Below are 12615 nucleotides of genomic sequence, written 5' to 3'. Positions count from 1 at the left end.
ACGTATTGTAGAAACATCTCAACAGTAAACTACCAAACAAAGCCCCTGCCCATTGTGGTCAGGGGTTTTGTTATGCAGCAATATGGCAGGATTGTTGAAGACTTGATTCCGAGATATTGGTTGGGAGAAGTCCGTTACTGTTGAGGAATTTGTTGCGGTCAGTGAAACGGCAAGCCTGTTGTGGAAGAAAAGCCGAGCCTCCTCGTGCCTGCGGGGTCTCGTCTTCCCTTTGTTACCACGACAGTTTGCCGTTTCCTTCCCTCCACGCGATTATGGAGATTAACGGACCATAATTTGGACTTTCTCAACTCATATTGATTGGATATCATATTCAGAGAAGTTGCTCAGAACCTTGTCATGATAGTGTTACACTACCTGGAATCCGACCACCTCATCCCAGAATTACCGGCGGTTCCGTTTGTCACCATTCGGCAAATGTGGGCTGTGGAACGGGTTGACTCCAGCGGAAGAACGGAGTGACGAGACCCCGCAGAGAGCTTGCGAATGAGGAGGCTCGGCGCTTCGTCCGCAGGAAAGCAACCCGTTTCACAGCCCGCCGCTCTGTACAAAAGCAACGGAACCATACGCACTTTATCCCGAACCCAAGTCTTCCACAATAGGGGGAAAGTGTTGAATAACCATGGATTCAGATCTTTATTCCCACTCGTTACAGAAACTTTTCGTTTCAAACCTTGAAATCTAGGGGATAGCGCATTATAAGCACTTATTTTAGATGGTTGAAGGCAGGGAGAAGAATGAATAAGAAATTACGGAATTTTATAATTAAAATTGTTGTACTTATATCTATAGCTGGATTATTCCTTCTATTAAATAAGCTATTCTTCAATTTAAAACCTGAAGATATACAGAAATGGGTGGAAAATTTCGGGGGATGGGCCCCAGTTATCCTGATGGGAATCTTTGCAATAAGACCATTTACATTAATCCCATTGTCCATAATTGCACTATCTTCTGGCTTGATTTTCGGACCACATATGGGAACACTTTATAATATTATTGGAACAGTTATCGGAGCAGCAACCTCCTTTGCAGCTGTTCGTATCTTCACGGATGAAGCTCATATTGAAGATAGAAATTTAGATACACTCAAAGAATTCAAAAATGATCTTGAGGAAAATGGCTTCAAGTTTGTATTAATGCTTCGTCTTATTCCAGCACTTAATTTTGATTTATTAACTTTCTTCTGTGCAAAAATGAAAGTGATTTGGTGGAAGTTCTTATTAGCTACGTTAGTAGGAACAATTCCTGGATCTTTCATGTTTGGTTACTTTGGTTCCAGCTTATTAAAATTAAAGCCAATGAACCTGATCATCCTAGCAGGTATTGTTGTGGTATTAGCTTTATTAGCTTACCTAACAAAACGTAAACTAGGAAGTAAATATGACTTAGATGAATTGAAGGACGAAATGAAAGAGTTGAAGAATTAAAATAGAAACTAAAAAAACCACTTTCCATAACACGGAAAGTGCTTTTTATTAGCTTTTTGCTTGTCTTCTGCGTTGGTTCCATAGCGTGATTTCTAATGCCATAATGCATATTAATAGCCAAGAAAGTCCGAATGAAATGCCTGCCATCACATCCGTTATAAAATGAACGCCTAGGAACAAACGGCTTATACCAATGCAGGAAGCGAATAAGGCAATAAAGATATTGAGTGTCCATTTTAAACGTTTATCAAGGTGACTAACCGTAACCAAATAGATGATAAATCCATAGAATACGATAGAGCCCGTGGTGTGTCCACTCGGAAAACTGAAGCCTGTGCCGTCATATTGTTCTAATACACTTGGTCGTTTTCTTGCATAAGAAATTTTTAATAACTTCGTTAATGCGCTAATACCACCCATATTTATGGCGAAAAAAACAGTAACCCATCTACTAAACGAAGAAAAGAAAAATAAGTAGACAGCTAAGATAATTGATGCAACCGTTAAGAACATAACGGATCCGGCTTCTGTTATCCATCCCATGGCCTTTATAAGCCAGGGGTAACTAATGGAATTGATAAAGTCCGTGGTTGCAGAATCGATTGCAAACTTTTCGTCTTCTAAGACATCCTCCCCTAACTCAAAGAAAAAATTGAAGGATACTCCGATCACAATAAACCCTAATAAGATTAAAGTAATGGATGTCTTAGAGATATCTGATAAGCGTATTCCTTTAAAAATCAAAGTGACACCTCCGTAACTCTAACATTGTTGGTATCCATTCCCCTAATAAAGGACTACGAAACTATTGGATGGTTTCCAACTTTATTCATCATGATGGTTGATACAATCATATATACATATCCTTAATTATCAAAACATGAAAAAGAGAGTGCGGGGTATCCACACTCTCTTTAATGCGAGTTGAATGTACACTCATTCATTTTTAAAATACTTTAAGTCCCACGATATTCTTTCGGTGTTTTACCCGTGTGTTTTTTAAATAAAGATGTGTAATAGCTTTGATTACAAAATTGAAATAGTGTAGCGATGTCTGAAATTGGAATAGGAGTTTGAAGTAGAAAGTATTTCGATTCTTCAATTCTTTTCTGGTTAATAAATTGAACAACAGAAATGCCTACTTCTTTTTTAAATAGATGGGATAGATAACTAGGACTGACATAACAATGATCAGCAATCATATCTAAGGTAAGATCATGGAGTAGATAGTCGTGGATAAATGAAATGGATTGATTAATGACTTTACTATAAGGTGATGTGATTTCTTGCCTTAGAAAATCAATATAATATTGCAGCATCATTTGTTCAAAGTTTTCTAGTTCTTCTAAGTGTTTAGCCTTTTCGATTTTACGAATATAGGAATCTCTTAAAGGATAAGCTTTTTTAGGTTGAACCCCACCATCAATAATGGCTTTCGTAAATAAAGCACACGTAGAGATAATATGATTTTTTTTCGACCGTAACGGATCATCAGCTAGTTGAGCATCATGGTTTTGTTTTATAGAATAGGACAGCTGTTCAGCTAACAATTGATTGCCTTGTTTGATAGCCTCTAGCAACTGTTTTTCTATAAGATAGGAAGGCTGCATATAATCTTCTTCCTCTATTTGCAACGCTATCTCATGATCCTCGGTCTTTTGTTTTAACAAGTTACTCATTTTGTCACCTACAAACACATATTTTTTCCTTTTATCAAGTTCTTATAATTGTAAGCGGTTACTTATATCCTAAACATACCATAAAAACTGGATGTATGAAATAGGGATCTTGGAAAGAGAGGGAGAGATTCTCCTATCTTAGGTTGTTATTCAGCTCTTTTTCATAGGCATAAATCGTTGATCCTTCTTTAAAACCAAGCTCTTTATAAAGCTTCTCAGCCTTTGGATTTCCTGTGCGAACAGATAGGGTCACAAGCGAAAGATCAAACTCATGAAAGGCTTTACTGGAAGCAAATTGAATAAGAACACTACCAATTCCCTGACTCCTTTCTCCTCTCTCTACATTAACAAAACAAATCTCACCTTCATCTGTACCAATGATTTCTTCAAAATACACATAACCTTTCACATGATCATCTTCTACATAGCACCACAAATGATTCTCGGGTTCATTTATAAGGTGTAAAAGTTCTTCAGGTGTATAGTAGGCTGCTTGAGGGTGAAGATGTCGGATATCCTCATTAAACTTTTCTTGATAGGGTTCAATATGATGAGCATCTAATTCATGAATAGTAGCCTGTTCCTTATGTAAGATAAGGGTTTTTTCACTGTTATAGCAATAAAAACCGTGTTGTTCACTGAACTTCGTAAGAGCCTCATTTTGTTTAAAAAAGGCTACTTTAACAATATCAAAATATTCGGAAGCAATTGGGGAAGCTTTCTCCCAAAGTTCATTCATGGAACCAAGGGCGTGCACGTTTGATGTAAATGGACCAAGTAATCGGCAGACTTTTTGATCAAAGAAAGGTAAAAGTCCGATGAAACCAACGATCTCCCTATTATCTCGCCCGACCCAAAGAAGAGTGGATTCAAATGATAAAAGTGGGGTGAGTTGTGCTTTTATAGCCTCCACACCAGAGTCTAGCCATGCAACAAAATGGTTATCCTTTTCATTTAAGTTCGCTAACCATTGGCTAACTTCTCCTAATTCTTCGTGATTCAATGGTTGAATGTTCATGATAACGCTCCTCATATGGTAGTGCTTCATACTGTAACAAAGCGCTTATGAAAAGAAAAGTTAGGATTATGGTTCAGTTAAATTTTTTCTAGGGTTGCCAACAGCAAAAACGGGTACTATGAACATATAATGGCAAGCTTAATAGAAGAGGAGGGAATCTCAAACGTTGAAATATCGTGCATTTTATCGTATTACCGTAATCGTATTTATGTTTATCAAATTTTTGTGGCAAATATTCTGGTTTCGACGCACGCATCGTTTCTGGGATGAGAGTGCTAGAGAGAAGTGGGAATCCCTGCTCGTAAACCAAGCAAAAGAATATCGTAAAAAATCACTTGAGCTCGAAGGATTACTGATTAAGTTTGGTCAATTCTTAAGTACAAGGGCAGACCTACTTCCGCCTGTATTTTTACATGAGTTAGAGGGATTGGTTGACCGGGTTGAACCAGTACCTCCCCATATATCCAAAGAAATCATTCAAAAAGAATGGAATGGAAACATAGAGGATTACATACAAGACATCGAGGATCAACCTGTAGCTTCTGCTTCAATTGGGGAAGTTTATAAAGCCTACCTTCTTGATGGGACTCCGGTTGCCATTAAAGTGCAGAGGCACCGAGTTGAAGAAATTTTTCGTACCGATTTTAAAGCGTTACGTATTGTGTTTTGGATACTGGCGAGGGTTACATCATTTGGGAAAAAAGCAGACCTTGGTGCATTGTATCGCGAGTTAGTCATGGTTATTAGTAAGGAGTTAGATTTTCAGAAAGAACTAAAGCACTCGCTTAACTTTCAGAAACGGTATCAGGACTGGGAAGGCGTATATGTACCTGAATACTATGAACATCTTTCCACAAGAAGAGTACTCGTTATGGAGTGGATTGAGGGAGCAAAGGTAACAGATTCCTCATTTATTCGAGAAAACGGCCTTAACCGTGAGCAAATTGCCAAACGTGTTTTCGATTTATTCACGGATCAACTTGTGTCTGCGGGAATGTTTCATGCGGACCCCCACTCAGGTAATCTGATGATTCGATCCGATGGAACCCTTGTCATGATTGATTTTGGAATGGTTGGAGAGATTAAGCAAGAAGACGCAAGTAACATTCGAATGATGATCCAAGGATTTATTTTAGATGATTATGATGCAGTTATTCGATCTTTAGAGAAGATGGACTTTTTATTACCGCATGCCAATCAGCAAAAGGTTAAACGTTTGCTTAAAGAAACAGCTGATATGTATTTAGCAGGAAACTTCGAAAAGTTTGACCAGGATGTCATTAATCAAATTTTAAGTGACGTACAGGAGTTTGTTCAGGATCAACCAATCCAATTACCTGCTGATTATGCTTTTTTAGGAAGAGCTTCATCCATTGTTATTGGCGTTTTAACCTCCGTTTACCCTGAAGTTGATCTTATGAAGTGGGGGAAGCCTGTTATTCAACAATGGGTTTCAGGGAATGATTCTAATGAATCGATATACTTGAATGTATTAAAAGAATCAGCTAAACCCCTCCTTTCACTTCCGAGATCAGTAAATCAGTTTCTAACGGATGGTGCACTGGAAAGAGCATGGAAAGAGCGATATTATCAAAGAAAGCTGTTTCATCAATTTTACTTATTTTATGGTCTTTTAAGTTTTATCGTCTTCACTTTAAGTGCTGGTGTGGCAGGGTTTGGCTATGTTGAAGGTCTAGACATACTGCTATACATTGGTATTAGCGTAAGTGGTGCTAGTTTATTAAGTTTATTACTGATTTTCATTCGTCACTTTAGGAATATTTATCTCATTACGAATAATAGGAGGAATAACAGTGAGTGATTTATTAAAAAAAGGATTCTTCATTGGTCTTGGAGCAGCAATGAGCAGTAAGGAGAAATTTGATAAAGTCGTTGATGAGATGATCGCAAAAGGTCAGGTTTCTCCTGGGGAAGCAAAAGATATGATGAATGAGTTCAAGGAAAAGGGAGAAAAGAAAAACCAAGAATGGAGCACTCAATCTGAGCAATACTTTAAAGATATGATAAAAGATCTAGGTTTTGTTACGAAAGAAGAGTACGAGAAGCTAGAGAGCAGAATTGAAAAGCTTGAAGCAAAGCATGAAGAATAATATCAATTTAAAAGAGTACCGTGTTCAAGAGAACACGGTACTCTTTTCTTATTGAAGCATTTCAATAGCTTGTTTAAGATTCGGCTTTGTAATAACTTCTTTGCTTTGAATGATATTAAGCCCCATCTGTCTAGCTCGCATGCTAAATTCTGGGCGGATTCCTGTGAGAATGGGGGTGATACCTAGAATAATGATAGATTCAAGTAATTTCTGTAGATGGTTCATAAATAAATCATCAACGTTATAAACTCCTGACAGATCAATAACAATCCAATCAATATTTAATTGATTTACCTCATTTAGCGTTTCCTCAATTAAAACGTTCGCTCGTTTCTCATCAATTTCTCCAATAATAGGTAGGATGGCGACATTGTCCTTTACGGGCACAATGGGCGTCGATAGTTTCAAGTATTTTTCCTCATAATCATTCATACGACGTTGCTCATCTTTAGAAAACGCTAAACTAAAGCCATGAATAATATGGTTGAACAGATGGTCTACCTGCATAAAGATTTCGATCATTCCTGAGGACGAGTTATCGTGATCTTGGTAATTTTGATCGATAAATGTCCAAATGACCTCTTTATAAACACTCATCTTATGCAGATAAGTAGATAGTTGAAAGTGCTTTTTTATTGCTTCTTCACCAATATACTCGCCCCAGTTCTTTGTAACAGCAGCAGTGTTATCTTTATGAACTAGGTTATTAGCAATGGTTTGTACGAGTTCATTTAGTATTTGAATTCGATTCTTTTTATCTTCATCCGCTATTCCTTTATAGTCTTCTGGATAACGTTCTTGTAAAAGACTCAAGATATCTTGTGCTATTTCACTAGAATGGGTGAGCAATTTTTCTTGAAAGAATAAAAAATGGTTTTTACTCTCCATGACTATGTGACACCACCATTTAGTTTCAGTCTAATTTTTCAATTTTATATTATATAAAGTTTTACTTATAAAGTAAAACTGAAAATGATAATCTTTAGAAATTTCCTTTATTCACATAATGAATACAAAATCGATCATCTTTTAAATGTTTCATATAAAAGGAAGAAGGTAATAGATTAAAAGATTATTAAATGATGTAGAAATGAGGAGAAAAGATGCGGAAAATATATATGATTCTTTCATCTGTCCTACTTATTTTATCAGGCTGTAACTTGCGTGTTTTGGACCCGAAATCTCAAACAGCTAAGGATCAATCCTTCTTAGTTCAATTTAGTTTTGCATTAATGATGATCGTCTTCGCTACGGTCATAGTTTTGTTTGTTTGGTTTGTATGGAAGTATCGCCAAACAGAAGAAAACAAGCATAAAATTCCTGAAGATGAAAAGGGGAATCGTTTGTTTGAAATAACATGGACAGTGCTTCCTATCATTTTATTGGCTGTTCTGGCAGTACCTACAATAAAAATTACCTATGAAATATCAGCAAGCTCCTCAGCAACGCCACCGAATGCAGTACATATTGATGTCACTGCCCAGCAATTTAGTTGGACATTTGAATATCAAAATGGAGTTGTTCAGACAAGTGAGCTTGTCCTACCTAAAGATCGTCCTGTTGTTTTTCACTTGAATTCTGATGATGTGATTCACTCTTTCTGGGTTCCCAAGTTAGGTGGGAAAAAGGATGTGATTCCTGGTAAAGAGCGAAGGTTAATTTTAACCCCAGATGAAGTAGGGACATATCAAGGAAAATGTGCAGAGTTCTGTGGGAAAGATCACGCTCTTATGCGCTTTGAAACAATTGTTAAAACACAAGAAGACTATAAACAATGGCTCCAGAAGATGAAACAAAAAATCGAGTAGAGGAGGGAGTCGTATGACCTTTTATTTATTTGATCGAAGCTTTTATATTGCATCTGACGTTTTATTAGCTTACATAACTGTTATTTTATCGGGAGCTGCGTTATTTTATCTAATCACAAAAGCAAATAAGTGGCCGACGATCAAGAAGTATGTAACCACTACGCACCATCGAAAAATAGGTGTGCTCTATTTATTATCAGCAACTTTATTCTTTATCAGAGCTGGTATAGAAGCATTAATTATTCGAATTCAACTTGCTGTTCCGGAGAATGACTGGTGGGTCTTTCAAGGAGATAAGTTTAATGAGGCATTCACGACTCACGGAACGATCATGATCTTCTTTGTGGCCATGCCCCTTTTAATTGGTTTAATGAACGTAGCGGTCCCTCTTCAGATTGGAGCTCGAGACATGGCATTTCCCTATATGAATGCTGTGAGTTTCTGGTTATTTCTTGCGGGAGCAATCCTTGTAAATATGAGTTTTTTTATGACGGCATCTCCAAATGCTGGATGGACCGCCTATGCTCCACTTAGTGTTAGTACGTACACACCAGAAGCGGGAAATGACTATTATGTATTTGGCTTACAGGTATCGGGGATTGGAACGATTCTGGCGGCTATCAATATGATTGTTACCATCGTTCGTCACAGAGCACCAGGAATGAAGTTAACGCGTATGCCTCTGTTCCCATGGTCTACATTGATTACATCCTTTCTTATTCTAATTGCGTTTCCCGTTTTAACGATAGCTCTTTATATACTGATGTTTGATCGAATGTTTGGTACGCAATTCTTTACCGGTGAAGCGGGATCTCCGATTTATTGGCAACACTTATTCTGGATTTTTGGTCATCCAGAAGTGTACATTATTATACTACCAGCATTTGGGATCTTTTCTGATGTTATTTCGACTTTCTCCAAAAAAAGAGTTTTCGGATATACCTCAATGGTTATTGCTCTTGCCATTATTGGGCTATTAGGCTTTATGGTTTGGGTCCACCATATGTTCACGGTTGGATTAGGGCCATTAGTGAATACGTTTTTCGCCATTACAACCATGTTAATTGCCGTCCCTACAGGTATAAAAATTTTCAACTGGCTTTTTACAATGAGGAAAGGCCTGATCCGATTCACAACCCCTATGCTCTTTTCACTTGGTTTTATACCGACGTTTGTTGTAGGTGGAGTAACAGGCGTCATGCTTTCAGTTGCTGCGGCAGACATGCAATATCATGATAGTTACTTTGTTGTCGCACACTTCCACTACACGATGATTGGTGGAACAGTTTTGGGTGCTTTTGCCGGAATCTATTATTGGTTCCCGAAGATGTTTGGAATCAAGTTAAAAGACACACTAGGAAAATGGCATTTTTGGTTATTCGTGATTGGATTCCATATAACATTCTTTCCAATGCACTTGGCGGGATTAAACGGTATGCCGAGAAGGGTGTACACGTATCTGCCAAAAGATGATGTGTTTATTTACAATTTTGTTAGTACAATCGGCGCCTTTTTGATGGGGCTTGGAACACTAGCATTCATCTGGAATATCTATCAAAGCTTTAAAAAGCCTGATTATACAGGGAATGACCCGTGGGATGGTCGAACGCTTGAATGGTCTGTGCCATCACCTGCACCTGAGCACCCATTTCAACCGATGCCTCTTGTCAAAACGATCGATCCATTGTGGGAAGCGAAACGTAACCGTGGTGGAAAGCTGCCAGAAGCGGAGAGTGCTAGAAGTGCTCCAATTGATGTGACTTCGTGGCAACCCATTGGATTAGCCGGAATGATGATGGTGTTTTCTCTAGCATTTATCTATCATCAAACATGGCTCCAAATTATTGCAGGAATAGGCGTTCTATCATTCTTTGTTATTCGAAACCTAACCGATGAGCATGTGAGGGTGACGAGAGAGGAGGAAAACGAATGAATACCTTTAAAACTGAACGTTTCCGTGATAAGCAGCTAGGTTTTGCCATGTATTTAATCGCTGAAGCGATTATGTTTGCTACACTTTTTGCAACCTACTTTATTTATACACCTACTGCTATTAATCCGATCCCAGAAGAAGTTTTTGAAGCAAGAACGGTAATCATTTCATCTGTTTTCCTTCTCACAAGTAGTGCGACTATACACTATGGTGAAAAGGCAGTGGAAAAGGGGAACCATAAAGGGATATGGATTGGATTAGTAACTACATTTTTATTATCCGTTGGTTTTATTGGTATGGAAGCACATGAGTTTCATATTTACTATAAAGAGGGATTCACGCTAACGGAGAATTTATTTCTCTCATCCTTCTATATCCTGGTTGGGTTACACGCTTCCCACGTACTATTTGGGATGGGATGGATGCTTGTATTAGCATATCAGAAGAACCGAATCCCTTTTATGAATTATGCACAGAAGCAAAATATATTTAGTTACTATTGGCACTTTGTAGATGTGGTTTGGATCTTCATCATCACACTAGTCTATGGACCGTATCTATTTTATTAGGGGTGGATCATGGTGGATATCATATTACTCTCAATCTTATTAGGAATAGTAGCACTTGTGGTGTTCATCCCTCTTGTTTTATTTGTGATTGTGTACATTCATGATGAGAAACAAGATGAGCATTCTATTTTGAGAAACTACCCTTTGTTAGGGAAGGCTCGATATATTTTGGAAAAGATGGGGCCTGAACTGAGGCAATATTTATTTAATAATAATAATGAAGGAAAGCCTTTCTCAAGGAGAGAATTTAAGTTTGTAAATATTGCAGGTAAATATCAAAGTCGTAAAATGGGCTTTGGCTCAGAGCGTCCTTTTCAAGAGGATGGTTTCTTTGTAGTGAATAAAATGTTTCCTATGCTAGATGAGGAAATGCGAGTAGATCAAGAACCTAAAATTTTAACAAAAACGTATCAAGTGGACGAGGAGAAACTTTTTAATCGCCGTGAGCATCGAGAAGACGCTAAAATTAATCCATATTACTTAAAAGATGAGGACGCGATTATCTTAGGGGAACATACGGCGAAATATCCTTTTAAAATCAAAGGATTAATTGGTCAATCAGGTATGAGCTATGGTTCCTTAGGGGATAAAGCCCTTACTGCGCTGTCAGAAGGTCTAGGTATGGCTGGTGGCACTTGGATGAATACAGGTGAAGGTGGATTATCCCCTTACCATTTAAAAGGTGATGTCGATATCATCATGCAAATTGGTCCAGCTCTATTTGGTGTAAGGACTGAAGATGGTGACTTTTCTTGGGAAGAGTTTAAAAAAAGAAGTCAAACCGATCAGGTAAAGGCCTTCGAATTAAAACTGGCACAAGGTGCAAAGACACGTGGCGGCCACTTGGATGGCTCAAAAGTAACGGAAGATATAGCGAGGATTCGTCAAGTGAAAGCAGGACAATCCATTGATAGTCCGAATCGTTTTAAAGACTTTGATAATGCGTATGATCTTCTTGGGTTTATGGATCAGCTTCGGGATGTAGGGGGAAAGCCAGTTGGTCTCAAACTTGTAGTGGGAAATGATGATGAGGTTGAAAAACTTATGCAAGCTATGTCAGAAACGGGTATCGCACCTGACTTCATAACGATAGATGGAAGCGAAGGAGGGACGGGAGCTTCATACCATGAGTTAGCTGAAGGAGTTGGATTACCCATATTCTCAGCCCTTCCTATTGTAGATAAGCTTTTAAAGCAATATCAACTGCGAGATCGTGTGTACGTAATTGCATCAGGAAAGTTAATCACGCCTGAGAAAATGGCAATTGCATTAGGACTAGGAGCCGATCTTATTAATGTGGCTCGAGGATTTATGATTGGTGTAGGATGCATCCTAGCCCAAGTATGCCATACGAATAATTGTCCTGTAGGAGTAGCTACGACAGATCCTCATTTACAAAAAGCTCTTGCCATTGATGAGAAAAAATATCGTGTGTGTAACTATCTGGTTTCATTAAGAGAAGGTCTATTTTATATCGCTGAAGCGGCTGGTGTCGATTGTCCAACAAAACTAGGACCTGAACATATCGTTTATAAAACGAATCATACGCAGACCGTGGATATGAAAACGCAACACTCCTCATAGAGGTAAACGTATGTTTGGTCATTGACTTTAGACATCCCTATGGTAATAATAGGGGTATCATAAAATGTCGAATGAATAGGTTCGTCTACGTGTTGAGTTATAAATCATCAAGAATGCCAGGAGGGTGAATCCCTTATGATTATGACATTTCAAGATTTTGTAACCAGTTTAGAGAACAGATTATTACGTTCCTTAACAGAAAGGGAATGGGAGTTCACACGTTGGATGTATGAAAAGTATCAGAAGGAAGAGCGTTCATTTTAATATGGATGCTCTTTTTTTATTCTATAGCAAATTATTAAATTGCTAGCTTGTTATTACTCTTTTATGAGAGCGTGGCCACATCCAGCTCCAGCGCCCAGCAACGAAGGGACTTGGGCCCACACGACGTGGGTCAGATCGACGTTGTCACAGGACGTGACGAACTTGGGGCCACAGGGATGTGGGTCAGGTCGGCGTTGTCAC

Annotated in this window: 12 protein-coding genes; 8 read left to right on the top strand and 4 right to left on the bottom strand. The window is 38.2% G+C overall.

Annotated elements, in window-relative coordinates:
- Positions 1–755: 755 nt before the first annotated feature.
- Entirely contained in the window at positions 756–1448 is a 693-nt protein-coding gene (locus H514_RS0116425; protein WP_027447943.1) for a TVP38/TMEM64 family protein, read from the top strand.
- A gap of 48 nt (positions 1449–1496) precedes the next feature.
- Here H514_RS0116425 and H514_RS0116420 read toward each other — a convergent pair whose 3' ends face one another.
- The 3 genes from H514_RS0116420 to H514_RS0116410 all read right to left on the bottom strand — a co-directional run bounded on the left by H514_RS0116420 (position 1497) and on the right by H514_RS0116410 (position 4145).
- Positions 1497–2192: a phosphatase PAP2 family protein gene (locus H514_RS0116420; RefSeq protein ID WP_027447942.1), complete on the bottom strand. Its 696-nt coding sequence runs from the start codon at positions 2190–2192 to the stop codon at positions 1497–1499.
- Positions 2193–2404: 212 nt separating this feature from the next.
- The gene (locus H514_RS23305) at positions 2405–3127 is read right to left on the bottom strand and encodes an AraC family transcriptional regulator (RefSeq protein ID WP_036843484.1); all 723 of its coding nucleotides are present in this window, start codon (positions 3125–3127) and stop codon (positions 2405–2407) included.
- 133 nt (positions 3128–3260) lie between these two features.
- The gene (locus H514_RS0116410; protein WP_027447941.1) at positions 3261–4145 is read right to left on the bottom strand and encodes a GNAT family N-acetyltransferase; all 885 of its coding nucleotides are present in this window, start codon (positions 4143–4145) and stop codon (positions 3261–3263) included.
- A gap of 166 nt (positions 4146–4311) precedes the next feature.
- Here H514_RS0116410 and H514_RS0116405 point away from each other — a divergent pair, with 166 nt between their 5' ends.
- Positions 4312–5967, top strand: coding sequence for an ABC1 kinase family protein (locus H514_RS0116405; RefSeq protein WP_027447940.1), 1656 nt, complete (start codon positions 4312–4314; stop codon positions 5965–5967).
- Positions 5960–6256, top strand: coding sequence for a phasin family protein (locus tag H514_RS0116400; RefSeq protein WP_027447939.1), 297 nt, complete (start codon positions 5960–5962; stop codon positions 6254–6256). Before H514_RS0116405 ends, H514_RS0116400 begins: the two co-directional genes overlap by 8 nt.
- Positions 6257–6304: 48 nt before the next feature.
- Here H514_RS0116400 and H514_RS0116395 read toward each other — a convergent pair whose 3' ends face one another.
- The gene (locus H514_RS0116395) at positions 6305–7144 is read right to left on the bottom strand and encodes an STAS domain-containing protein (RefSeq protein ID WP_027447938.1); all 840 of its coding nucleotides are present in this window, start codon (positions 7142–7144) and stop codon (positions 6305–6307) included.
- Between the two features lie 215 nt (positions 7145–7359).
- Here H514_RS0116395 and coxB point away from each other — a divergent pair, with 215 nt between their 5' ends.
- The 5 genes from coxB to H514_RS25320 all read left to right on the top strand — a co-directional run bounded on the left by coxB (position 7360) and on the right by H514_RS25320 (position 12414).
- The gene (gene coxB, locus H514_RS23300) at positions 7360–8064 is read left to right on the top strand and encodes a cytochrome c oxidase subunit II (protein ID WP_051255181.1); all 705 of its coding nucleotides are present in this window, start codon (positions 7360–7362) and stop codon (positions 8062–8064) included.
- Between the two features lie 13 nt (positions 8065–8077).
- Positions 8078–9997, top strand: coding sequence for a cytochrome c oxidase subunit I (gene ctaD, locus H514_RS0116385; protein WP_027447937.1), 1920 nt, complete (start codon positions 8078–8080; stop codon positions 9995–9997).
- Positions 9994–10566, top strand: a complete 573-nt coding sequence (locus H514_RS0116380; protein WP_027447936.1) for a cytochrome c oxidase subunit 3 — start codon at positions 9994–9996, stop codon at positions 10564–10566. The genes ctaD and H514_RS0116380 overlap by 4 nt, the downstream gene beginning before the upstream one ends.
- A 9-nt stretch (positions 10567–10575) precedes the next feature.
- Positions 10576–12150: an FMN-binding glutamate synthase family protein gene (locus H514_RS0116375; protein ID WP_027447935.1), complete on the top strand. Its 1575-nt coding sequence runs from the start codon at positions 10576–10578 to the stop codon at positions 12148–12150.
- Between the two features lie 135 nt (positions 12151–12285).
- Complete coding sequence (locus tag H514_RS25320; RefSeq protein ID WP_267879777.1) at positions 12286–12414, top strand: hypothetical protein; 129 nt, start codon at positions 12286–12288, stop codon at positions 12412–12414.
- Positions 12415–12615: the final 201 nt, after the last annotated feature.

Source organism: Pontibacillus marinus BH030004 = DSM 16465 (assembly GCF_000425225.1).
In the GTDB taxonomy this organism is placed as follows: Bacteria; Bacillota; Bacilli; order Bacillales; family BH030062; genus Pontibacillus; species Pontibacillus marinus.
The sequence above is the reverse complement of the archived record's forward strand: the minus strand, read 5'-3'. Positions and strand labels throughout refer to the sequence as shown.